The 23,163-nt window shown below is 68.7% G+C and carries 17 protein-coding genes; 10 read left to right on the forward strand and 7 right to left on the reverse strand.

The window, feature by feature from the left end; all coding sequences use genetic code 11:
- Positions 1 to 97 precede the first annotated feature (97 nt).
- The 3 genes from QFZ67_RS29245 (at position 98) to QFZ67_RS29255 (ending at position 2,204) form a co-directional block, all read left to right on the forward strand.
- Positions 98 to 703 (forward strand): cell division protein SepF, encoded by a 606-nt coding sequence (locus QFZ67_RS29245; protein ID WP_307664043.1) that lies wholly within the window; start codon positions 98 to 100, stop codon positions 701 to 703.
- A gap of 70 nt (positions 704 to 773) precedes the next feature.
- On the forward strand, positions 774 to 1,064 hold the full coding sequence (locus QFZ67_RS29250) for a YggT family protein (RefSeq protein ID WP_307664044.1): 291 nt from the start codon (positions 774 to 776) through the stop codon (positions 1,062 to 1,064).
- 54 nt (positions 1,065 to 1,118) lie between these two features.
- Entirely contained in the window at positions 1,119 to 2,204 is a 1,086-nt protein-coding gene (locus tag QFZ67_RS29255; RefSeq protein WP_307664045.1) for a DivIVA domain-containing protein, read from the forward strand.
- 165 nt (positions 2,205 to 2,369) lie between these two features.
- On the opposite strand, the gene ileS is transcribed toward QFZ67_RS29255, so the two are convergent.
- Entirely contained in the window at positions 2,370 to 5,507 is a 3,138-nt protein-coding gene (gene ileS / locus QFZ67_RS29260) for an isoleucine--tRNA ligase (protein WP_307664046.1), read from the reverse strand.
- A 572-nt stretch (positions 5,508 to 6,079) separates the two neighbouring features.
- On the opposite strand from ileS, the gene QFZ67_RS29265 reads away from it, so the two are divergent.
- The 4 genes from QFZ67_RS29265 to QFZ67_RS29280 are packed head-to-tail and all read left to right on the forward strand — an operon-like array spanning position 6,080 to position 9,451.
- Complete coding sequence (locus QFZ67_RS29265) at positions 6,080 to 7,396, forward strand: TraR/DksA C4-type zinc finger protein (RefSeq protein WP_307664047.1); 1,317 nt, start codon at positions 6,080 to 6,082, stop codon at positions 7,394 to 7,396.
- A gap of 59 nt (positions 7,397 to 7,455) precedes the next feature.
- The gene (gene lspA / locus QFZ67_RS29270) at positions 7,456 to 8,022 is read left to right on the forward strand and encodes a signal peptidase II (RefSeq protein ID WP_307664048.1); all 567 of its coding nucleotides are present in this window, start codon (positions 7,456 to 7,458) and stop codon (positions 8,020 to 8,022) included.
- 17 nt (positions 8,023 to 8,039) lie between these two features.
- On the forward strand, positions 8,040 to 8,981 hold the full coding sequence (locus QFZ67_RS29275) for an RluA family pseudouridine synthase (RefSeq protein WP_307664049.1): 942 nt from the start codon (positions 8,040 to 8,042) through the stop codon (positions 8,979 to 8,981).
- On the forward strand, positions 8,978 to 9,451 hold the full coding sequence (locus tag QFZ67_RS29280) for a GNAT family N-acetyltransferase (protein ID WP_307664050.1): 474 nt from the start codon (positions 8,978 to 8,980) through the stop codon (positions 9,449 to 9,451). Before QFZ67_RS29275 ends, QFZ67_RS29280 begins: the two co-directional genes overlap by 4 nt.
- A gap of 73 nt (positions 9,452 to 9,524) precedes the next feature.
- Here QFZ67_RS29280 and QFZ67_RS29285 read toward each other — a convergent pair whose 3' ends face one another.
- Positions 9,525 to 10,811: a glycoside hydrolase family 95-like protein gene (locus QFZ67_RS29285; protein ID WP_307664051.1), complete on the reverse strand. Its 1,287-nt coding sequence runs from the start codon at positions 10,809 to 10,811 to the stop codon at positions 9,525 to 9,527.
- A gap of 190 nt (positions 10,812 to 11,001) precedes the next feature.
- On the opposite strand from QFZ67_RS29285, the gene QFZ67_RS29290 reads away from it, so the two are divergent.
- Positions 11,002 to 12,588 carry a Na+/H+ antiporter gene (locus QFZ67_RS29290; protein ID WP_307664052.1) on the forward strand — a complete coding sequence of 529 codons (1,587 nt, stop codon included), beginning with the start codon at positions 11,002 to 11,004 and terminating at the stop codon, positions 12,586 to 12,588.
- A gap of 89 nt (positions 12,589 to 12,677) precedes the next feature.
- Here the strand turns inward: QFZ67_RS29290 and QFZ67_RS29295 are convergent, their stop codons facing one another.
- Entirely contained in the window at positions 12,678 to 13,826 is a 1,149-nt protein-coding gene (locus QFZ67_RS29295; protein ID WP_307664053.1) for a mechanosensitive ion channel family protein, read from the reverse strand.
- 37 nt (positions 13,827 to 13,863) lie between these two features.
- Here QFZ67_RS29295 and QFZ67_RS29300 point away from each other — a divergent pair, with 37 nt between their 5' ends.
- The gene (locus tag QFZ67_RS29300) at positions 13,864 to 14,433 is read left to right on the forward strand and encodes a dienelactone hydrolase family protein (protein WP_307664054.1); all 570 of its coding nucleotides are present in this window, start codon (positions 13,864 to 13,866) and stop codon (positions 14,431 to 14,433) included.
- A gap of 102 nt (positions 14,434 to 14,535) precedes the next feature.
- On the opposite strand, the gene QFZ67_RS29305 is transcribed toward QFZ67_RS29300, so the two are convergent.
- The 4 genes from QFZ67_RS29305 to QFZ67_RS29320 all read right to left on the reverse strand — a co-directional run bounded on the left by QFZ67_RS29305 (position 14,536) and on the right by QFZ67_RS29320 (position 19,368).
- Positions 14,536 to 16,188, reverse strand: a complete 1,653-nt coding sequence (locus tag QFZ67_RS29305) for an alkaline phosphatase (RefSeq protein ID WP_307664055.1) — start codon at positions 16,186 to 16,188, stop codon at positions 14,536 to 14,538.
- 187 nt (positions 16,189 to 16,375) lie between these two features.
- The gene (locus tag QFZ67_RS29310) at positions 16,376 to 17,191 is read right to left on the reverse strand and encodes a DsbA family protein (protein ID WP_307664056.1); all 816 of its coding nucleotides are present in this window, start codon (positions 17,189 to 17,191) and stop codon (positions 16,376 to 16,378) included.
- A gap of 76 nt (positions 17,192 to 17,267) precedes the next feature.
- Entirely contained in the window at positions 17,268 to 17,954 is a 687-nt protein-coding gene (locus tag QFZ67_RS29315) for a hypothetical protein (RefSeq protein ID WP_307664057.1), read from the reverse strand.
- A gap of 79 nt (positions 17,955 to 18,033) precedes the next feature.
- On the reverse strand, positions 18,034 to 19,368 hold the full coding sequence (locus QFZ67_RS29320; RefSeq protein WP_307664058.1) for a DUF2252 domain-containing protein: 1,335 nt from the start codon (positions 19,366 to 19,368) through the stop codon (positions 18,034 to 18,036).
- Positions 19,369 to 19,539: 171 nt separating this feature from the next.
- Here QFZ67_RS29320 and dnaE point away from each other — a divergent pair, with 171 nt between their 5' ends.
- Positions 19,540 to 23,079, forward strand: a complete 3,540-nt coding sequence (gene dnaE, locus QFZ67_RS29325) for a DNA polymerase III subunit alpha (protein ID WP_307664059.1) — start codon at positions 19,540 to 19,542, stop codon at positions 23,077 to 23,079.
- Positions 23,080 to 23,163 lie beyond the last annotated feature (84 nt).

The following is a 23,163-nucleotide window of genomic DNA, read 5'->3' on the forward strand; positions in this document are numbered from 1 at the left end:
AAAATATGGTCATTCCCGTCACAATGCGGGCAGACCGAGTGGATCGCGGGCACTTGGTGACGAATGCCGATCCACCACAGAGCGGAGGACTCAGAGAATGGCCGGCGCGATGCGCAAGATGGCGGTCTACCTCGGCCTCGTGGAGGACGATGGATATGACGGCCGGGGTTTCGATCCCGATGACGATTTCGAACCCGAGCCGGAGCCGGAGCGGGATCACCGGCGACACCAGCCCCCGCACCAGGTGGAGCGGGAAGAACCGGTGCGGGTGGTGCAGCCGCCCGCGCAGCGCGAGCCGCTTCCGCTTCCCGCTGAAAGTGGACGTCCGGCGCGAATCGCCCCCGTGGCATCCATCACACCTGAACGTCCGAGCCTGGAGAAGAACGCACCGGTGATCATGCCCAAGGTCGTGTCCGAGCGGGAGCCTTACCGCATCACCACACTGCACCCGCGGACCTACAACGAGGCCCGTACCATCGGGGAACACTTCCGCGAGGGCACCCCGGTGATCATGAACCTCACGGAGATGGATGACACCGATGCGAAGCGACTTGTCGACTTTGCCGCGGGCCTGGTATTCGGTTTGCATGGCAGCATTGAGCGGGTGACGCAGAAGGTGTTCCTGTTGTCGCCTGCTAACGTCGATGTCACGGCGGAGGACAAGGCCCGCATCGCAGAGGGCGGGTTCTTCAACCAGAGCTGAGAAAACGAGACCGGAACGACCCCGGCCGAGAGGCCGGTGACACGAGAGCCAGGGGAGAGGGAAGCGCGGGATGGGCGTCGCTTTGGATGTGGTCTACATCGCGCTGATGTGCTTCCTGGTCGTGTTGATCTTCCGGCTGGTCATGGACTACGTCTTCCAGTTCGCCCGCTCATGGCAACCTGGCAAGCCGATGGTGGTCGTTCTGGAGGCCACCTACACTGTCACCGATCCACCGCTCAAGCTTCTGCGGCGGTTCATTCCGCCGCTGCGTCTCGGGGGCGTGGCACTCGACCTGTCCTTCTTCGTTCTGATGATCATCGTCTACATCCTGATCTCTGTCGTGAACAGCGTGGGGAACTGATGTGAGCGATACGGTCTTGCCGACTGCCGACGACTACGTAGAGGTGAAGAAGAGATGCCGCTGACCCCCGAGGACGTGCGGAACAAGCAGTTCACGACCGTCCGCCTCCGAGAAGGCTATGACGAGGACGAGGTCGATGCCTTCCTCGACGAGGTCGAGTCCGAACTGACCCGCCTGCTCCGCGAGAACGAGGACCTGCGCGCCAAGTTGGCCGCGGCGACCCGTGCGGCCGCGCAGAACCAGCAGCAGCAGGGCATGCGCAAGCCGCCGGAGCAGCAGGACGGCCGTGGTCCGGGGGCGCCGGTGCCCGCCGCCATATCCGGACCGCCGGTCCAGCAGCAGCCCCCGCAGATGGGTCCGCCCCAGCTGCCCGGTGGTGCTCCGCAGCTGCCCGCCGGTCCCAGCCACGGCGGCCCGCAGGGCCCGCACGGCCCCGGCCCGATGCAGGGCGGTCCCATGGGTGGCCCGATGGGCGGCCCCATGGGCGGTCACGGTCCGCAGATGCCGCAGCCCGGTCAGGGCCCCGGCGGCGACAGTGCCGCGCGGGTGCTCTCGCTGGCGCAGCAGACCGCCGACCAGGCGATCGCGGAGGCCCGTTCCGAGGCCAACAAGATCGTCGGCGAGGCGCGCAGCCGCGCCGAGGGCCTCGAGCGCGATGCCCGCGCCAAGGCGGACGCTCTTGAGCGGGACGCCCAGGAGAAGCACCGCGTCGCGATGGGCTCGCTGGAGTCCGCGCGTGCCACGCTGGAGCGCAAGGTCGAGGACCTGCGAGGCTTCGAGCGCGAGTACCGCACCCGGCTCAAGTCGTACCTGGAGAGCCAGCTGCGTCAGCTGGAGACCCAGGCGGACGACTCGCTGGCCCCGCCGCGCAGCCCGTCCGCTCCTTCGTTGCCGTCGGCCCCGTCGATGGCTCCGGCCGGTGCGGGTGCGATGGGTCACACCATGGGCGGCAACCAGTCGATGGGACAGCCGATGGGTGGTAACCCGTCCATGGGCGGCGCCCCGTCGTACGGCGGTCAGCAGCAGATGTCCCCGGCGATGACCCAGCCGATGGCACCGGTGCGGCCGCAGGCTCCGCAGCCGATGCAGCAGGCGCCGTCGCCGATGCGCGGGTTTCTGATCGACGAGGACGACAACTGACGGCGGGTCGCGCGTATCGCGCGTAGCCGTCGGCAGGCTGAGGGCCGGGCCCGGGACTGATGTCCTGGGCCCGGCCCTTTTGTGGGGTACGGGGGTCGCCTGCGGCGGGCTTGGGGGAAAGCAAAGGGCCCGGGCTGTTGCCCGGGCCCCTTTGTTGCTGATTTGTTACTGCTTGCGCAGACGGAACGTCAGCGACAGGCCCTCGTCCGTGAACGGCGCACCGAAGCTGTCGTCCGCCGCGTCCGGGGTGAACGTCGTGGCCAGCACCTCGTCGGCGATCAACCCGGCGTGCTCCGTCAGCGCCTCGACGGTGGACGGGTCCGTGGAGGACCAGCTCACCGCGATGCGGTCCGCGACGTCCAGGCCGCTGTTCTTGCGCGCCTCCTGGATCAGGCGGATCGCGTCACGCGCCAGGCCCGCGAGCCGCAGCTCCGGGGTGATCTCAAGGTCGAGGGCGACCGTCGCACCCGAGTCGGAGGCCACCGACCAGCCCTCGCGCGGGGTCTCCGTGATGATGACCTCCTCCGGGGAGAGGGTGACCGTCTCGCCGTCCACGGAGACGGTCGCGTTGCCCTCGCGCAGGGCCAGCGAGAGCGCCGCGGCGTCGGCCTCGGCGACCGCCTTCGCGACCGCCTGGACGCCCTTGCCGAAGCGCTTGCCCAGCGCGCGGAAGTTCGCCTTGGCCGTGGTGTCGACCAGCGAGCCGCCGACCTCGGAGAGTGAGGCGAGGGACGAGACGTTCAGTTCCTCCGTGATCTGCGCGTGCAGCTCGGGGGAGAGGGACTCGAAGCCCGCCGCCGCGACCAGCGCCCGGGACAGCGGCTGACGCGTCTTGACCCCGGACTCCGCGCGGGTGGCGCGGCCCAGCTCCACCAGGCGGCGGACCAGCGCCATCTGGGAGGAGAGGGTGGGGTCGATGGCGTCCAGGTCGGCCGCCGGCCAGGTCGACAGATGGACCGACTCCGGGGCGTCCGGTGTCACCGGGACGATCAGGTCCTGCCAGACCCGCTCCGTGATGAAGGGGGTGAGCGGGGCCATGAGACCGGTCACAGTCTCGACGACGTCGTGCAGCGTCCGCAGCGCGGCGGCGTCACCCTGCCAGAAGCGGCGGCGCGAGCGGCGTACGTACCAGTTGGACAGGTCGTCGACGAAGGCCGACAGGAGCTTTCCGGCACGCTGGGTGTCGTACGCCTCCAGCGCCTGGGTCGTCTGGTCCACCAGTGCGCCCAGCTCGCTCAGCAGCCAGCGGTCCAGGACCGTGCGCTCCGCCGGGGCCGGATCCGCCGCGGACGGCGCCCAGTTGGACGTGCGCGCGTACAGGGCCTGGAACGCCACCGTGTTCCAGTACGTGAGGAGGGTCTTGCGCACGACCTCCTGGATCGTGCCGTGGCCCACCCTGCGCGCGGCCCACGGGGAGCCGCCCGCCGCCATGAACCAGCGGACCGCGTCGGCGCCGTGCTGATCCATCAGCGGGATCGGCTGCAGGGTGTTCCCCAGGTGCTTGGACATCTTGCGGCCGTCCTCGGCGAGGATGTGGCCCAGGCAGACGACGTTCTCGTAACTGGACTTGTCGAAGACGAGCGTGCCGACGGCCATCAGCGTGTAGAACCAGCCGCGCGTCTGGTCGATGGCCTCCGAGATGAACTGCGCCGGGTAGCGCTTCTCGAAGAGCTCCTTGTTCTTGTACGGATAGCCCCACTGCGCGAACGGCATCGAACCCGAGTCGTACCAGGCGTCGATGACCTCCGGGACTCGCGTCGCCGTCTCCTGGCAGGTCGGACAGGGGAACGTCACATCGTCGATGTACGGCCGGTGCGGGTCCCGCGCCGACTGGTCGGTGCCGGTCAGCTCGGTGAGCTCGGCGCGTGAGCCGACGCAGGTGAGGTGGTTCTCCTCGCAGCGCCAGATCGGCAGCGGCGTGCCCCAGTAGCGGTTACGGGAGAGCGCCCAGTCGATGTTGTTGTTCAGCCAGTCGCCGTAGCGGCCCTGCTTGACCGAGTCCGGGATCCAGTTGGTCTTTTCGTTCTCCTCGAGCAGCCGGTCCTTGATGGCGGTGGTGCGGATGTACCAGGACGGCTGCGCGTAGTAGAGCAGCGCGGTGTGGCAGCGCCAGCAGTGCGGGTAGCTGTGCTCGTACGGGACGTGCCGGAAGAGCAGGCCGCGATCGGCGAGGTCCTTCGTGAGCGCTTCGTCGGCCTTCTTGAAGAAGACTCCGCCGATCAGCGGCACGTCTTCCTCGAAGGTGCCGTCCGGGCGGACCGGGTTGACCACGGGCAGGCCGTACGCACGGCAGACCCTGAGGTCGTCCTCACCGAAGGCGGGGGACTGGTGGACCAGACCGGTGCCGTCCTCGGTGGTGACGTAGTCGGCGTTGACGACGTAGTGGGCTTCGGAAGGGAACTCGACAAGGGCGAAGGGACGGTCGTACTTCCAGCGCTCCATCTCGGCGCCCGTGAAGGACTGGCCGGTGGCCTCCCAGCCTTCGCCGAGGGCCTTCTCAAGGAGCGGCTGCGCGACGACGAGCTTCTCCTCGCCGTTCGTCGCGACGACGTACGTGACGTCGGGGTGCGCGGCGACCGCCGTGTTGGACACCAGGGTCCAGGGGGTCGTGGTCCACACCAGGAGGGCCGCTTCGTCGGCCAGCGGGCCGCTCGTCAGCGGGAAGCGGACGAAGACGGACGGGTCCACGACCGTCTCGTACCCCTGCGCCAGCTCGTGGTCCGAGAGGCCGGTGCCGCAGCGCGGACACCAGGGGGCGACACGGTGGTCCTGGACCAGCAGGCCCTTGTTGAAGATCTCCTTCAGCGACCACCAGACCGACTCGATGTAGGACGGGTCCATGGTGCGGTACGCGTCGTCGAGGTCGGTCCAGTACCCCATGCGGGTCGTCAGCTCGGCGAACGCGTCCGTGTGACGGGTCACCGACTCACGGCACTTGGCGTTGAACTCCGCGATGCCGTACGCCTCGATGTCCTTCTTGCCGGAGAAGCCGAGCTCCTTCTCGACGGCGAGCTCGACCGGCAGGCCGTGGCAGTCCCAGCCGGCCTTCCGGGCGACGTGATAGCCGCGCATCGTGCGGAAGCGCGGAAAGACGTCCTTGAAGACGCGGGCCTCGATGTGGTGCGCTCCGGGCATGCCGTTTGCGGTCGGCGGGCCCTCGTAGAACACCCACTCGGGGCGGCCCTCGGACTGCTCGAGGCTCTTGGCGAAAACCTTGCTTTCGCGCCAGAAGTCGAGCACGGCGTGCTCGAGCGCAGGCAGGTCGACCTGGGCGGGCACCTGGTTGTACTGGGGTGGCGTCATCGGCGAGCTCCTCCAACGGACAATGTCTGTTCCGTCGGAGGGACGAGAGCGCGTGCTCCCGCGGTACCACCCTCCTTGGCCCGCCGGCCGTGACCGGTGAGCCCCCTCATTGGGGTCGCGATGCCGGGTCTACTCGCCCGCGGTGCTCCCGTGGGCTTTCTTCCGGCGGCTCAGGGGTGATGCTTCACCTCGCGCTCGCCCCCGGGCTCTCACCGTCCCCGGGTCGCTCATGGCTGCGTACGAAGCTACTCGTCCCCATCCACGCCTTTCGCTTCGCCCAGTGTACGGGCCCGTACGGAAGGCGGCCGACCGGTTTTCACCGGACCGGGCACGGGCCCGCCCGCGGGGTGCGCGGTTGACCCGAATGGCCATACGGCCCCGGCGGAGTCCGGCTCCGCCCGAGTGGCGGATTACCGGGCGGGGAGCTGGGCACAACGGATGCAGGTTCGCCTTGTCGCAGGCCGGGGCGGGCCCAAGCGGCGGCGTGCCCCGTTTGCCGCGGGGCTGGTGTCGATTTATCGTCCCAGCACCGACTCGCGAGCAAGATCACAATATGTGAAGGGGCCGCGGCCATGGTGGCGAAGAAGACCGCCGAGAAGACGGCGTCCGCAAGATCCACCGCCGCAGACGCGGCGGCCAAGGATGCGAGCGGCAAGAAGGGCACCGTCGTGAAGAGGGCCGCGGCGAAGAGGACCGGGAAGAAGCCATCGGCGGCGACGGCGACGGTGAAGAGGGTGTCGGCGGGGAAGGCCCCCGCGGACGAGGCTCCCGCCAAGACGGCAGGGTCCAGGAGGGCCCCGCCCCGGAAGGCAACGGCGGGGAAGGCCCCCGCGGACGAGGCTCCCGCCAAGACGGCAGGGGGCGACGAGGCACCGCCCCGCAAGGCAGCTGCAAGGAACGCCCCCGCCGACAAGGCTCCCGCCAAGAAGGCACAGCCCAAGAAAGCAGCTGCGAAGAAGGCCACCCCCAAGAAGGCCACCCCCAAGAAGGCCACGGCGACGAAGAAGGCGACCCCCACGAACACGACCGCGACTAAGACGACGACCGTGCAGACGACCGCGAGGAAGGCGGTGGCCACCAAGGCCACGGCCAAGAAAGCCGCGAAGAAGGCGCCGGCGAAGAAGACGACCCCGAAGGACACGACCACCAAGAAGGCGACCCCCACGAAAACGACCGCGAAAAGGGCGACCGCCAAGAACGCGACCGCGAAGAAGGCGACCGCCAAGGATGCGACCGCCAAGAACGCCGCGGTCGTGGCGGAGACTGCCGAGCCGGCGGCCCAGGCGCCGCCGGTGAAGAAGGCACCTGCGAGGAAGGCCGTGGCCAAGAAGGCCGCGAACAAGGCCGCAACCGCGGCCAAGGGGGCGGCCGAGGCCGCGAAGCAGACGGGAGCCAGGACGGTGGGAGCGAAGAAGACCGCGGGTGGGGCATCGGCAGCCGGCGACAGCGCGGTGGCGGTGCCCACGACCCCTACAGTGGCCGCGACGCCGCCGGGGGAGCTCGCCGTACGGCCAGGCGAGGACCCATGGACAGCGGAGGAGGTCGCCGATGCGCGTGCCGGGCTGGAGAGCGAGGTGGTCCGACTGACGAACGAGATCAGCTCCTCGGAAGAGTCGCTGGTCGGTCTGATGCGCGACTCCGGGGACGGCGCGGGTGACGACGACGCCGATACCGGGACCAAGAACATCACTCGCGAGCACGAGATGGCGCTCGCCGCCAACGCGCGCGAGATGCTGGAGCAGAGCGAGCGCGCGCTGGTGCGGCTCGACGCCGGGACGTACGGGCTCTGCGAGATCTGCGGCAAGCCGATCGGGAAGGCCCGTATGCAGGCTTTCCCGCGAGCCACACTGTGCGTGGAAGACAAGCAGAAGCAAGAACGCCGAGGCTGAGTCCGTACGTGTGTGCCGTACCCTCGTGCTCAGTCAGGCACCTAGGTTGAGGGACTCACGTGGCAGAGGCGGAGCGCATCATCGGTACGTCGGATTCAGTGGGCGCCGACGAGGCTGCGGCGCCCGCCGAGCAGCCCAAGGGCAAGCGGCGGATCGCCGTGCTGTTCGCTGTTGCGCTCGTCGCCTATCTGGTCGACCTCGGCAGCAAGATGCTCGTGGTGGCCAAGCTGGAGCACCACGAGCCGATCGAGATCATCGGCGATCTGCTGAAGTTCGAGGCGGTACGGAACGCGGGCGCCGCGTTCGGTATCGGCGAGGCCTTCACCGTGATCTTCACCTGCATCGCGGCGGCGGTGATCGTCGTGATCGCCCGTCTCGCGCGCAAGCTCTACAGCCTGCCGTGGGCGATCGCCCTCGGTCTGCTGCTCGGCGGTGCGCTCGGCAACCTCACGGACCGGATCTTCCGGGCGCCCGGGGTCTTCGAGGGCGCGGTCGTCGACTTCATCGCGCCCGCGCACTTCGCGGTCTTCAACCTCGCCGACTCCGCGATCGTCTGCGGCGGGATCCTGATTGTGATCCTGTCGTTCAAGGGGCTGGACCCCGACGGGACTGTCCACAAGGACTGACAAGGCATACTCGACGGGTGAGTACAGTTCCCGAGATCCGCACCCTGCCCGTACCCGATGGCCTTGAGGGCGAGCGCGTAGACGCCGCCATCTCCCGGATGTTCGGGTTTTCCCGTACGAAAGCGGCCGAGCTGGCAGCCGCCGGGAAGGTGCAGGTCGACGGCTCGGTCGTCGGAAAGTCCGAGCGTGTGCACGGCGGGGCGTGGCTCGAGGTCGAGATGCCGCAGGCGTCCGCGCCCGTGCAGATCGTGGCCGAGCCGGTCGAGGGCATGGAGATCGTGCATGACGACGACGACATCGTCGTGATCGCCAAGCCGGTCGGTGTGGCCGCGCACCCGAGTCCCGGCTGGAGCGGCACGACCGTGATCGGCGGTCTCGCGGCCGCGGGATACCGGATCTCGACGTCCGGCGCGTCGGAGCGGCAGGGGATCGTGCACCGGCTGGACGTCGGCACGTCCGGGCTGATGGTCGTCGCCAAGTCGGAGCGGGCCTACACCCTGCTCAAGGCGCAGTTCCGTGACCGGATCGTGGACAAGCGGTATCACGCGCTGGTCCAGGGGCACCCGGATCCGCTGAGCGGGACGATCGACGCTCCGATCGGGCGACACCCGAACCACGACTACAAGTGGGCGGTCACGGCGGAGGGCAAGCCGTCGGTCACGCACTACGACCTGATCGAGGCGTACCGTGCGGCGTCGCTCCTGGACATCAAGCTGGAGACGGGGCGTACGCACCAGATCCGCGTGCACATGGCTGCCCACCGGCACCCGTGCGTGGGCGATCTGACGTACGGCGCGGACCCGACGATGGCGAAGCGGCTGGGGCTGACCAGGCAGTGGCTGCACGCGGTGCGGCTGGGCTTCGAGCACCCGTCGGACGGGCAGTGGGTGGAGTTCGAGAGCGCGTACCCGGAGGACCTGAGGTCGGCGCTGGACACGATCGCGGCGGAGAGCGCGTGAGTTCCTTCGCCGTAAGGGCCGCTGTCGGCCCGGCCGACCGGGAAGCGTGCTTCGCGGTCCGGAAGGAAGTCTTCGTCGTCGAGCAGCGGGTGTCGGCGGAGATCGAGTACGACGCGTTCGACGCGGAGAACGCGGACACGGTGCATGTGCTGGCGGTCGACGTGGACGGGCAGCCCCTGGGCACGGGACGGCTCCTGTACAGCGAGGCCGCGGCGGACAAGACGGGCGGCGACCCGTCGGTGGGCTCCCTGGGCCGCCTCGCGGTGAGCAAGGCGGCGCGGGGGCTCGGCGTGGGCGTGGCGCTGGTCCGGGCGATCGAGGAAGCGGCGCGGGAGCGGGGGCTGGCCGCGGTGGACCTGCATGCGCAGACGCATGCGCTGGGGTTCTACGAGCGGCTGGGGTACGTGGCGTACGGAGCGGAGTTCCTGGACGCGGGGATCGGGCACAGGGCGATGCGGCGGGCGCTCTAGCGGGGGACGGGGTTCTCCCCTGCACGGCCGGGCCCCTTCAGGACGCCCGGCCCCCTCAGGACGGCAGCCCCCTTCAGGACGGCAGGCCCCACCTCGTCCACTCGCCCGTCGCCGGGACGTCCCGCGGTGGGCCCGGCTCGGTGCCCTTCGTCGTTATCAACGCCGTCGCGTGGCGCGGGAGTTGGATCGCGGCGCGGCCCGGCGTCGGTTCGCGCCACGGCAACGGGCGGCCGTGCTCGTCGCGGACCGAGATCTCGGCCCTTATGCCGTGGTCCAGGGTCAGGGGCGCTCCCGATTCGCTGTGGATGCGGATCCAGCGGGTCGTGCCGGCCGCGCGGTCCGCGTCGACGAGGAACGCGCCCTGGGTGCGCAGGCCCGCCACGGAAGCGTCCGGCCAGCGGGCGGAGACGGACGGGAAGACCTTGAGCACGCCGTCGTGGGACTGGACCGCCATGTCGAGCGTCGACTGCGCGCCGGCCAGCGGGCTCTCCAGGGCGAAGTTCTTGCCCTCCCGGTACATCGTGTTCACCGTCATCCGGCAGTCGTCCACGAGGCCGAGGTCGGTGAAGAAGGTCAGCGAGTCCAGCGCCTTCTCGGGCGCGTCCATCACCGAGTACATGGACGACGCGACCGCGTAGCTGTAGCCGTGCCAGCGCTGCTGCATGCTCACCCAGTGGTCCATGCTGCGGCGCATCACGTCCCGGTCGTCCGCGCGGTCCCAGGTCCGTTCCCGCAGTGGGTGGAGCCACAGCAGATGGGAGTGGTGGCGGTGGGAGTCCGCGAGCGGGACGTCCTTGCCGATCATGATTCCGGCCGCCGGGTCCTCCGCGTACGGGGTCAGCCGTGCCGCGATGTCCCGCCAGCGGGGCGCTCGAGGGTCGTCGATGCGCAGCAGGCGGGCCGACTCCAGCAGGGTGCGTACGCCCCAGCGGATGAGAGAGAGGTCATACGTGCAGTCCGCGGCGTCCGCGTACTCGGGGGAGCGGGTCTTCAGCAGATGCAGCCGGCCGTCGCCGCCCTCGTGAAGGAAGTGGGCGTAGAAGTGGATCGCCTTGGCGAGGATCGGGTACACGACGTCGCGCAGGATCGCGCGGTCCATGGAGTGGCGGTAGGCGAGCCAGACATGGTGCAGGGCCCAGGTGAGATTGCCGAAGTTGTCGGAGATACGGTCCGAGCCCGGGATGCCCACGTCGTACGTGTCTCCCGCGCGCAGCTGCCAGTCGGAGGGGTGGCCGAGCGCATAGCCCTTGCCGTCCCGGTAGTCGGCCGGCACGGACAGCGGCAGATTCCGCTCGAAGCGGCGGAACGCGCCGGTCACGGAGTCGAGTTCGGGATGGTTGGAGCCGTGGATCGGGGCCATGCCGATCTGGACGTTGAGGTTCCACCAGACGGCAGTCCACTTGTTGCTCTTGCGTCATAAACATCGGATGGCTGTTCAGGATGGTGAATCAGAGATGTTTGCCACAGGGGGTGTTGAGATGATTCGGGTTATTTGCGTGGCAGGCTTGAATTCCTGATCGCTGAGGTTTCGAGCCGCCGGAGGACACACCGTGGGCCAATTGGCGCTGCTTTTCGTGCTGTTGCTCGGGGCCGTGGTGACAGTGCCGCTGGGGGAGCGGCTCAGGCTGCCCGCGCCCGTGCTGATGACGGTGGCCGGGATCGTCCTGGCGTTCATGCCCTTCGTGCCGAGCGTCGAAGTGCCGCCGGAATTCATCCTGCCGCTGTTGCTGCCGCCGCTGCTGTACGCGGCCGTACAGCGCACCTCCTGGCGGCAGTTCACGGCCAATATCCGGCCGATCCTGCTGCTCGCGGTCGCGCTGGTGTTTGTCACGATGGCGGCGGTGGCGGCCGTCGCCCACGCGATAGTGCCCGGGCTGCCGATCGCCGCGGCGTTCGCGCTCGGCGCGCTGGTGGCGCCGCCCGATCCGGTCGCGGCGACTGCGGTCGCCGGGTCGCTCGGGCTGCCGCGGCGGCTGATCTCCATCCTGGAGGGGGAGGGGCTGTTCAACGACGTCACAGCGATCGTGCTGTACCACGTGGCGATCGCGGCGGCGGTGAGCGGAACGTTCTCGTGGCCGGACGCGGTGGGGGATTTGGTGCTGTCGGCCGTGGTGGCCGTCGCGGTCGGGCTCGCGCTCGGCTGGCTGTCCAACAAGCTGATGGGCATGCTCGGCGATGCGACGCTGCAGGTCGGCCTGTCGCTGATGGTGCCCTTCGTCAGCTATGTGCTGGCGGAGGAGCTGAAGGGATCCGGCGTGCTCGCCGTCCTGACCACCGCGCTCTTCCTCGCCGAGCACGCCGCCGACGCGGACGATGTGATGGGGCGGCTGGCCGGGACCACGTTCTGGCAGGTCGTCGACACGCTGGTGACCGGGGTCGCGTTCGGCCTCATCGGCCTCGAACTGCACGTCGTCTTCGGCACGGCGGACGGGCGGGAGGTGCAGCTTCTGGGCTGGAGCGCCGCGATCATCGGGGTCGTCGTGGTCGTACGGCTGCTGTGGCTGATGCCCGCGACCTCGCTCGCCAAGCGACTGCACAGGCTGCGGGACTACGACGAGGAGATCCCCGTGAGCTGGCGGGAGACCGTCATCATGTGGTGGTCGGGGATGCGGGGCGTGGCATCGGTCGCTCTGGCGCTCGCCATTCCGCTGAAGACGGCCAGCGGGGCGGCCTTTCCGGCCAGGGACGAGATCATCTTCATTGCGTTCGCGGTCATCCTGGCGACGCTTGTGCTCCAGGGCCTGACGCTGCCGTGGCTGGTGCGGCGGCTCGGTGTGCGGGCGGACACGGACGCGGAAGGCGAGCTGGAACGGAACCTCGCGATCCGCGCGTCGAAGGCGGCGAAACGCCGGCTCAGGGAGATCGAGGCGGTGGAGGAACTGCCGGAGGACATCAGCGAGCGGCTGCTGCGCGCGGCGTACGACATGGGGGCGAGGATCAGCCCGGACATCGTCGACGACGAGCGGCGGGAGTGGTTCGCGAAGCGGGTGGACCGGCTCAGGACGATGCAGCGAATCCAGCGGGAGATGCTGTCGGCGGCCCGCCACGAGGTCCTGTCGGCCCGCAACGAACCGGGCGCGGACCCGGAGGTGGTGGACAGGGTGCTGCGGCACTTGGACGTACGCAGCCTGCGGTGAGGGGGTGTTGGGCGGCGTGGCTCCCGGCGGGCGGCCTGGCGGGCGTCCGCCGGAAGCGTGGGCAGTCGGTCGGTCGCCGTGGCCGGGTGTCAGCCGCTGCCCGTGCGGGGTTGGGCGCCCCCATCGTGGCCCTCCCCGTCGGGGGACGGCAGGTGCCCGTCCGGAGTCCGCCCAATGGCCCTTGGCCATGCGCCGTTCGGGGGCAGCGCGGCCGGGGACGTCGCCACGCGTGGCAGCGCGTAGGGGTGCTTCTCGTGCAGCCAGGCGATCATCTGCTCCCGTACCGCGCAGCGCGCCGTCCAGATGTCGTCCGCGTCCTTCGCAGTCACCACCGCCCGCACCTGCATGGTGTTCGGCGTGGTGTCCGTGACCGCCAGACTCCAGTCGCGGCCGTCCCACGCCGCGCACTCCCGCAGGATGTCCTGGAGCTTCTCGCGCATCAGGCTCACCGGTGCCGAGTGGTCCAGATGGAAGAAGACCGTCCCGGTCATCTGCGCTCCGCCGCGCGACCAGTTCTCGAAGGGCTTGCTGGTGAAGTACGACACCGGCATGGTGATGCGCCGCTCGTCCCACGTCCGCACCGCGAGGAACGTCAGCGTGACCTCCTCGACCGTGCCCCACTCCCCGTCCACCACCACCGTGTCGCCGATCCGCACCATGTCGCCGAACGCGATCTGGAAGCCCGCGAAGAGATTCCCGAGCGTGGACTGCGCCGCGACACCCGCGACGATGCCGATGATGCCCGCGGAGGCCAGCATCGACGCGCCGACCTTCTCCATGCCCGGGAAGGTCAGCAGCATCGCGGCCACCGCCACCACCACGACCACCGCCGTGACGATCCGAATGATCAGAGTGACCTGTGTGCGCACCCGGCGTACCCGGGCCGGATCGCGGGTCGAGGACGCGTAACGGGCGTACGACGACTCCACAGCGGCCGAGACGATCCGCACCACCAGCCAGGCACCCGCGCTGATCAGCACCAGCGACAGCACCTGGCCGATGGCCGCCTCGTGGTCCTTGAGCGGCTGCCACTGCGTCTCGCGATAGGTCCCTCTCAGCAGCGCGGTGAGCAGGACGACCTGGAACGGCAGCCGGCAGCGCCGCAGCAGCCCCCACAGCGGGGTCTCGGGGTGGCGGTCGTCCACCCGGCGCAACAGCAGGTCCAGGGCCCAGCCGAGCAGCAGCGTGAGCACGAGAGAGCCACCGACTACGGTCAACGGGCGCAGTACGTTGTCCATAAACTCCGACGCTAACGGGAACTGGCAGGATGGCCGAATGAACATCATGCTTTTCCATTCGGTCTACGGTCTGCGTCCGGCAGTGCACGCGGCAGCCGATCGGCTGCGCGCCGCCGGGCACCAGGTTCGCGTGCCCGACCTCTTCGAGGGGCAAACCGCCGAGACCGTAGAGGAAGGCATGGATCTCAAGGAAAAGATCGGCAAGGAGGAGCTGCTGCGCCGGGCGATCCTCGCCGCCGCGCCGTACTCCGAGCAGGGTCTGGTGTACGCGGGCTTCTCGCTCGGCGGCTCGATCGCGCAGAACCTCGCGCTGGGCGACGAGAAGGCGCGCGGACTGCTGCTCCTGCACGGTACGTCCGACATCGCGGAGGGTGCGAGCGCGGACGACCTGCCCGTACAGCTGCATGTCGCGGACCCGGACCCGTTCGAGCCGCACGACTGGCTGAACGCCTGGTATCTGCAGATGCAGCGGGCAGGCGCGGATGTGGAGATCTACCGCTACCCGGGCGCCGGGCATCTGTACACCGACCCCGGTCTGCCCGACTACGACGAGGCCGCGGCTGAGCAGACCTGGCGGATCGCGCTGGGCTTCCTCGAAACGCTGTAGCCAGGGCCGACGAGACCAACAGGCCTCGCGCGGCACGCGTTTTCGCGTCCCTCCGCGCGAGGCCCACGGGCCCTACGGATCCCCCTGCCCAGCTGCCCAGCGTCAGCGCACCGGCTGGCTGACCCGCTCGACGCGCTGCGTACCGGACAGGGTCCGGTAGGAGCGGGCCCACTTCGTGGTGGCGTCCTGCTTCGTCCTGTCGGAAAGGACGTAGTAGTCCATCTGCGAGCGCTCGGCGGTGACGTCGAGGACGCCGTAGCCGTGGTTGTCCATGTCCAGCCACTTCACATGGCGGTTGGCCGCCTTGACGGCCGTGGAGGCGACCAGCGAGACCGTGCCCGGCGCGACATGGAGGATGTCGTCCAGGTTGTCGGAGGTCACCGACGTCACCACGAACTCTGTCGCGGCGGACTGCGACAGCGGATACGTCGCCGCCTTGAGAGGCACGTCGTTCGCCCAGGCCATGTGGATGTCGCCGGTGAGGAAGACGGTGTTCTTGATCCCGCGGTCCGTCAGATGCTTCAGCAGCTCCTTGCGGTCGTCCGTGTAGCCGTCCCACTGGTCGACATTGACCGCGAGGCCCTCCTTGGGCAGCCCCAGCAACTCCGCGATCGGCTCCAGCAGATGGGCCGGTACGGAGCCGAACGCGACCGGCGAGATCATCACCGAGGTGCCGACCAGCTTCCACGCGGCGTCCGAACCGGCAAGCCCGGCCTTCAGCCAGTCCAGCTGCGCGCGGCCGGTGATCGTACGCTCCGGGTCGTCCACGTCGCCGTTGCCGACGGTCGACTGCTGCGAGCGGAAGGACCGCAGGTCCAGCAGGTGCAGATCGGCGAGCTTGCCGAAGCGCAGCCGACGGTAGACGGTGCCCTCGGTCGACGCGCGTACGGGCATCCACTCGAAGTAGGCCTGACGCGCGGCCGCGGCGCGCGCGGCCCATTCGCCCTCGGCGCCCGGCGTGTGGTTCTCCGCGCCGCCCGACCAGGTGTCGTTCGCGAACTCGTGGTCGTCCCAGATCGCGATCACCGGGTGCGCGGCGTGCAGCGCCTGCAGATCGGCGTCCGTCTTGTACGTGGCGTGGCGGGTGCGGTAGTCCGCGAGCGTGGTTATCTCGTTCTTCGGCGAGTGCCGGCGTACGACGTACTGCTCGGCCGGGTAGCCGCCGGTCGCGTACTCGTAGATGTAGTCGCCGAGATGGAGGATCGCGTCCAGGTCGGCGCGGGCGGCCAGATGCCGGTACGCGGAGAAGTAGCCCGCCTCCCAGTTGGCGCAGGAGACCACACCGAAGCGGACACCGGGCGTTGCGGCATCGGTGGCCGGGGTGGTGCGGGTGCGGCCGACGGGCGAGACGCTCGCGCCGACGGTGAACCGGAAGTAATAGGCGGTCGCCTGGCGCAGGCCCCTTACGTCCACCTTGACGGTGTGATCGGAGGCGGCCTTCGACGTCGTGGTGCCGCGGGCGACGACCCGGGTGAAGCCCTTGTCCTCGGCGACCTCCCAACTCACCGCGGTGTCGGGGCCCTTGCCCGAGCCCGGCACGGCATCGGGGGTGGGGGTGATACGCGTCCACAGCAGTACACCGTCGGGCAGCGGGTCGCCGGAGGAGATTCCGTGGAGGAAGGCCGGGGCCTCCTGGGCGGAGGCCGCGGTGGCGGAGGTGGCGACCGCGATGGCGGGCGCGGCGACGACAGCGGTGGCGGCAGCGGCCTTGACGACCGTGCGGCGGCTGGGAGTTGCGGAGAGTCGACTGGTCACGGCCGATCAGATTACTGATCGGTAAGCCGAATGGGCGGGCGAACAGGGAAAGTTCGCCCGCCCATCGGAAACGGTCAACCAGCGCGTTCCCTCCAGGTCGGTCGGGAACTCGGGCGGTACCAGCCGTAATCGGGTGGAATCACTCCTTAACGACCTCAGTCCTTGATGGTCTCAAGTCTTAATGGCCTCAGCCCTTGATGGCCTTGTCGACCGCGGCGTTGAACTGCTCCACCGTGATGGGCGGGTTCTCTGTGCCGTCCGCGGTGACCTTCTTGCCGTCCATCTTGAGCGTCGGCGTGCCGGTGACCCCGCTGTCGTCGAAGGCCGCGGACATCTTCATGGCCCAGGCGTCGAAGGTGCCGCCCTCGACGTTCTTCTTGAACTCGGCGTTGTTCTTGAGCGCGGTCACCGAGTCGGCGACCTCCAGCAGGTACGAGTCCTTGGCGAACTTGTCGTCGTTCTCCTCGGGGTGGTACTTCGCCGAGTAGAGGGCGGCCTTGTACTCCATGAAGGCCTCGGGACTGACATTGAGGGCCGCCCCCAGCGCGGACAGAGCGTTCTTCGAGCCCTCGCCCTGGGTGGCGTTGTCGATGAAGGTCGCGCCGATGTACTTGATCCTGTACTTGCCGGCGTCGATGTCCTTCTTCACAGTCGCGCCGACCGACTGCTCGAAGGACGCGCAGACCGGGCAGCGCGAGTCCTCGTACAGCTCCAGCGTCTTCTTCGCGGCCGGCTTGCCTATGACGACGGTCGTGCCGTTCTCGCCCTCGGTGTTCTTCGGCGCGGCGACGTTCTTCTCGTCCTTCACCGACTCCCAGTGGCCCGGCTTGTTGGCCTGCATCACGGCATATCCGATGCCGCCCGCTATCGCGAGGACCACGACCGTCGAGCCTATGACGATGAGCTGACGGCGGGTCTTGTCCTTCTTGGCCTGGCGCTCACGCTCCTGGCGCAGCCGCTCGCGGGCCGCCGCCTTGCTGGCCTGGCTGTTGCGTGCACTCATGCTCATTCACTCCGTGTGATGTCGTATCGAGAGATACGGAAAAGATCGAGGGATTGCCGAAAGGGGGACTGCGGGCTCAGGCGAAGACTGCGGCCGAGCGCGGCGGTCCCCGCCGTCCGACGGAGTGCACCAGCAGACGGGTGCGGGAGATGCCGGGGCGGCGCGGCGCGGGACGCGCTGCGCGCCGTACGGCCCGGTGCGCCGTCCCCGCCGCGGCGACCGCCATCCGCAGCGGCCGGAACGCGAAGGCGCCCACCGCCCGCACAAGGCCGGACAGTGCGGACTCGCCGCGCCGCAGCCAGGCCGCGGCAAGCAGCCCGACCGACACATGGGCGGCGAGCAGCAGCCACGGCAGGGCGGGGTCGGTGGAGTGCAGCAGGGTGGCCGCGCCACGGTCGGCGACCGCCACGCCGGGCAGCTGGGCGCCGACCCCGCCGCCGCACAGCACATCGAAGCCGACCGCGCGCAGCGAACCGGCGACCGGGCCGCCGCCGGGGCCGTAACAGACGTCCTGGCCGGTGGTGAAGACGGTGTCCGCGGCCAGTTCCAGCGGGACGAGCGGACTCGCGATCCGCCAGTAGCCCCGCTCCCGGCCCGACAGGGCGTACGCGACGGCGAAGACGCCCGCCGAAACACCCGCGACGGTGGTCAGCGGCAGCGGGACCTGGGAGAGCAGCACATGCGAGGCGGCGGACAGTGTCACGACCAGTGCCGTGAAGATCGCTGCCCGCAGCCCCCTGAGCTGCATTCCTGATATGTCCATCACCCGGGAGTCTCCCATGGGGCCGGGTAAGCGTCCCTTAAGGATCCGGCCCCACGCGGCTCAGCCGCATGCTCGATACTCAGAGACCCGGGATCCGGCCGTTACGGAACAGGTCGACGAAGATCTGGTGGTCCGCCCGCGCCCGCGCGCCGTAGCTGTGCGCGAACTCCACCAGCAGCTCACCGAACCCCTCCTCGTCGGCCGCGATCGCCGCGTCGATGGCCCGCTCCGTCGAGAACGGCACCAGCGAGTGGCCGCTCTCCTCGTCCGCCGCGCCGTGCATCGTGGCCGTCGCCCTGCCCAGGTCGGCGACGACCGCCGCGATCTCCTCCGGCTCGTCGATGTCGCCCCAGTCCAGATCCACTGCGTACGGCGACACCTCGGCGACCAGCTGACCCGAGCCGTCCAGCTCGGTCCAGCCCAGCCATGGGTCGGCGTGGTCCTGGAGCGCGCGCTGCGAGATCACCGTGCGGTGGCCCTCGTGCTGGAAGTACTCCCGCACGGTGGCGTCGTCGATGTGCCGGGAGACCGCGGGGGTCTGCGCCTGCTTCATGTAGATCACGACGTCGTTCTCGAGGGCGTCGCTGTTGCCTTCGAGCAGGATGTTGTACGAGGGCAGGCCGGCGGAGCCGATGCCGATGCCGCGGCGGCCCACGACGTCCTTGACGCGGTACGAGTCGGGCCGGGTCAGGCTGGACTCGGGCAGCGTCTCCAGATAGCCGTCGAAGGCCGCGAGCACCTTGTAGCGGGTGGCCGCGTCCAGCTCGATCGAGCCGCCACCGGGCGCGAACCGGCGCTCGAAGTCGCGGATCTCGGTCATCGAGTCGAGCAGCGAGAACCGGGTCAGTGAGCGGGCGTCGCGCAGCACGTCCAGCAGCGGGCCGTCGGCGGTGTCCAGCGTGAAGGGCGGCACCTCGTCGTTCTTCGCGCCGGCGGCCAGGGCGTGGATGCGCTCGCGGTAGGCGGCGGCGTAGATCCGCACCAGCTCGGTGATCTGCTCGTCGCTGAGCGCCTTGGTGTAGCCGACAAGTGCCAGCGATGCGGCCAGCCGCTTGAGGTCCCAGGTGAAGGGGCCGACGTACGCCTCGTCGAAGTCGTTGACGTTGAAGATCAGACGGCCGTTGGCGTCCATGTACGTACCGAAGTTCTCGGCGTGCAGATCGCCGTGGATCCACACCCGGCCGGTGCGCTCGTCGAGGAACGGGCCGCCGTGCCGCTCGCGCCCCAGGTCGTTGTAGAACAGGCAGGCGGTGCCCCGGTAGAACGCGAACGCCGAGGCGGCCATTTTCCGGAACTTGACCCGGAAGGCGGCGGGGTCGGCGGCCAGCAGGTGGCCGAAGGCGGTGTCGAAGACGGCGAGAATCTCCTCGCCGCGCTCTTCAGTTGTTGCCTCGGCGGATCGCGGTACCGACATCGCTGGGTGCCTCCTGGTGCATGACAAACGGGACGGGGGATTCCGTCCCCTCCAACGCATGACCGTACTCGGGAGTGCCCGCCGACTGTCAGTGCCAAGACGTAGACTTCCAGGCTGTCCACCCAGACTGTCCGCAGCCTGTCACCAACCGTTCTCCGGAGGCATTCCGCCGTGACCAAGCCGCCTTTCACGCACCTTCACGTCCACACCCAGTACTCCCTGCTGGACGGTGCCGCGCGGCTCAAGGACATGTTCAATGCCTGCAACGAAATGGGCATGACGCACATCGCCATGACGGACCATGGCAACCTCCACGGGGCGTACGACTTCTTCCACTCGGCGAAGAAGGCGGACGTCACGCCCATCATCGGCATCGAGGCGTATGTCGCCCCCGAGTCCCGGCGGAACAAGCGGAAGATCCAGTGGGGCCAGCCGCACCAGAAGCGGGACGACGTCTCCGGTTCGGGTGGTTACACCCACAAGACGATCTGGGCGGCCAACAAGACCGGTCTGCACAACCTCTTCCGGCTCTCCTCCGACGCGTACGCCGAGGGCTGGCTGCAGAAGTGGCCGCGGATGGACAAGGAGACCATCGCCCAGTGGTCGGAGGGGCTCATCGCCTCCACCGGCTGCCCCTCCGGCGAACTCCAGACACGGCTGCGCCTCGGCCAGTTCGACGAGGCCCTCAAGGCCGCCTCCGAGTACCAGGACATCTTCGGCAAGGACCGGTACTTCCTGGAGCTGATGGACCATGGCATCGAGATCGAGCGCCGGGTCCGCGACGGCCTCCTTGAGATCGGCAAGAAGCTCGGCATCCCGCCGATCGTCACCAATGACTCGCACTACACCTACGCCGACGAGGCCGGCGCGCATGACGCGCTGCTGTGCATCCAGACCGGCAAGAACCTCTCGGACCCGGACCGCTTCCGCTTCGACGGCACCGGCTACTACCTGAAGTCCACGGACGAGATGTACGCCGTGGACTCCTCGGACGCCTGGCAGGAGGGCTGTGCCAACACCCTCCTGGTCGCGCAGCAGATCGACACCGAGGGCTGGTTCCAGGAGCGGAACCTGATGCCGAAGTTCGAGGTGCCCGAGGGCTACACCGAGGTGACCTGGTTCCGCGAGGAGACCATGCGCGGCATGGCCCGGCGCTACCCGGGCGGCATCCCGGACGACCGGCTCAAGCAGGTCGAGTACGAGATGGGCATCATCATCGACATGGGCTTCCCGGGGTACTTCCTCGTGGTGGCCGACTTCATCATGTGGGCAAAGAACAACGGCATCGCGGTGGGCCCCGGCCGAGGCTCCGCGGCCGGCTCGATCGTCGCGTACGCCATGGGCATCACCGACCTCGACCCGATCGAGCACGGACTGATCTTCGAGCGCTTCCTCAACCCCGAGCGCATCTCCATGCCCGATGTCGACATCGACTTCGACGAGCGCCGGCGCGGTGAGGTGATCAGGTACGTCACCGAGAAGTACGGCGCCGACAAGGTCGCCATGATCGGCACGTACGGCAAGATCAAGGCGAAGAACGCCATCAAGGACTCCGCGCGGGTGCTCGGCTACCCGTACGCGATGGGCGACCGGCTCACCAAGGCGATGCCCGCCGACGTCCTCGGCAAGGGCATCGACCTCAACGGCATCACCGACCCGAAGCACCCCCGCTACAGCGAGGCGGGCGAGATCCGGGGGATGTACGAGAACGAGCCGGACGTGAAGAAGGTCATCGACACCGCCAAGGGCGTCGAGGGACTGGTCCGGCAGATGGGTGTGCACGCAGCCGGCGTGATCATGTCCAGCGAGACCATCACCGACCATGTGCCCGTGTGGGTCAGGCACACCGACGGCGTCACCATCACGCAGTGGGACTACCCGCAGTGCGAGTCGCTGGGCCTGCTGAAGATGGACTTCCTCGGCCTGCGCAACCTCACGATCATGGACGACGCCGTCAAGATGGTGAAGTCCAACAAGGGCGTCGACCTGGAGCTGCTCTCCGTCGCGCTCGACGACCCCAAGACGTACGAACTGCTCTGCCGCGGTGACACACTCGGCGTCTTCCAGTTCGACGGCGGCCCGATGCGTTCGCTGCTGCGGCTGATGAAGCCCGACAACTTCGAGGACATTTCCGCCGTCTCGGCCCTGTACCGGCCGGGCCCGATGGGCATGAACTCGCACACGAACTACGCGCTCCGCAAGAACGGCCAGCAGGAGATCACGCCGATCCACCCGGAGCTCGAGGAGCCTCTCAAGGAGGTCCTCGGCGTCACCTACGGCCTGATCGTCTACCAGGAGCAGGTGCAGAAGGCCGCCCAGATCATCGCGGGGTACTCGCTCGGCGAGGCCGACATCCTCCGCCGCGTGATGGGCAAGAAGAAGCCCGAGGAGCTGGCGAAGAACTTCGTTCTGTTCCAGGAAGGCGCCCGCAAGAACAAGTACTCGGACGAGGCGATCCAGGCGCTGTGGGACGTGCTGGTCCCGTTCGCCGGATACGCGTTCAACAAGGCGCACTCCTCGGCGTACGGCCTGGTCACCTACTGGACCGCATATCTCAAGGCGAACTACCCCGCCGAGTACATGGCCGCGCTGCTCACCTCGGTGAAGGACGACAAGGACAAGTCCGCGGTCTATCTGAACGAGTGCCGCCGCATGGGCATCAAGGTGCTGCCGCCCAATGTGAACGAGTCGCAGTCGAACTTCGCCGCGCAGGGCGACGAGGTGATCCTCTTCGGCCTCTCAGCCGTGCGGAACGTCGGCACGAACGTAGTGGACTCGATCATCCGCAGCCGCAAGTCCAAGGGGAAGTACACCTCCTTCCCCGACTTCCTCGACAAGGTCGAGGCCGTCGTCTGCAACAAGCGGACCGTCGAATCGCTCATCAAGGCCGGCGCCTTCGACGAGATGGGCCACACCCGCAAGGGCCTGGTCGCCCACCACGAGCCGATGATCGACAACGTGGTGGCGGTCAAGCGCAAGGAGGCCGAGGGGCAGTTCGACCTGTTCGGCGGGATGGGCGACGAGGAGAACGACGAGCCGGGCTTCGGGCTCGACGTCGAGTTCTCCGACGTCGAGTGGGACAAGTCGTATCTGCTCGCGCAGGAGCGCGAAATGCTCGGCCTCTATGTCTCCGACCACCCGCTGTTCGGCATCGAGCATGTCCTGAGCGACAAGTCGGACGCCGCGATCTCCCAGCTCACCGGTGGTGAGCACGCCGACGGCGCGGTCGTCACCATCGGCGGAATCATTTCCGGCCTGCAGCGCAAGATGACCAAGCAGGGCAACGCCTGGGCGATCGCGACGGTCGAGGACCTGGCGGGCTCCATCGAGTGCATGTTCTTCCCGGCGACCTATCAGCTGGTGTCTACGCAGCTCGTCGAGGACACCGTGGTCTTCGTCAAGGGACGGCTCGACAAGCGCGAGGACATCCCGCGGCTGGTCGCCATGGAGCTGATGGTCCCGGACCTCTCGTCGGCCGGCACGAACGCCCCGGTGGTCGTCACCATCCCGACGGTGAAGGTGACGCCGCCGATGATCAGCAGGCTCGGTGAGATCCTCAGCCACCACAAGGGCAACACCGAGGTACGGATCAAGCTCCAGGGCCCCCGCAAGACCACGGTGCTCCGGCTCGACCGGCACCGCGTGCAGCCGGACCCGGCGCTCTTCGGCGATCTGAAGGTGCTGCTCGGCCCGTCCTGCCTGGCCGGCTAGCGCCGATACGCACATACGCCGCAAGGGGCGCGCCCGTCGTCACGGGCGCGCCCCTTGCGTCTTTTTGCCGCTCGTCTTTTACGG

The sequence above is a fragment of the Streptomyces sp. V1I1 genome (assembly GCF_030817355.1).
GTDB lineage: Bacteria > Actinomycetota > Actinomycetes > Streptomycetales > Streptomycetaceae > Streptomyces.

Coding starts and splice junctions, on each gene's coding strand:
- QFZ67_RS29285 (WP_307664051.1), bottom strand. CDS start 10,811: ATGGCCCCGATCCACGGCTCCAACCATCCCGAACTCGACTCCGTGACC.
- QFZ67_RS29300 (WP_307664054.1), top strand. CDS start 13,864: ATGAACATCATGCTTTTCCATTCGGTCTACGGTCTGCGTCCGGCAGTG.
- QFZ67_RS29310 (WP_307664056.1), bottom strand. CDS start 17,191: ATGAGTGCACGCAACAGCCAGGCCAGCAAGGCGGCGGCCCGCGAGCGG.
- ileS (WP_307664046.1), bottom strand. CDS start 5,507: ATGACGCCACCCCAGTACAACCAGGTGCCCGCCCAGGTCGACCTGCCT.
- QFZ67_RS29265 (WP_307664047.1), top strand. CDS start 6,080: ATGGTGGCGAAGAAGACCGCCGAGAAGACGGCGTCCGCAAGATCCACC.
- QFZ67_RS29295 (WP_307664053.1), bottom strand. CDS start 13,826: ATGGACAACGTACTGCGCCCGTTGACCGTAGTCGGTGGCTCTCTCGTG.
- QFZ67_RS29250 (WP_307664044.1), top strand. CDS start 774: ATGGGCGTCGCTTTGGATGTGGTCTACATCGCGCTGATGTGCTTCCTG.
- QFZ67_RS29320 (WP_307664058.1), bottom strand. CDS start 19,368: ATGTCGGTACCGCGATCCGCCGAGGCAACAACTGAAGAGCGCGGCGAG.
- QFZ67_RS29255 (WP_307664045.1), top strand. CDS start 1,119: ATGCCGCTGACCCCCGAGGACGTGCGGAACAAGCAGTTCACGACCGTC.
- QFZ67_RS29245 (WP_307664043.1), top strand. CDS start 98: ATGGCCGGCGCGATGCGCAAGATGGCGGTCTACCTCGGCCTCGTGGAG.
- QFZ67_RS29315 (WP_307664057.1), bottom strand. CDS start 17,954: ATGGACATATCAGGAATGCAGCTCAGGGGGCTGCGGGCAGCGATCTTC.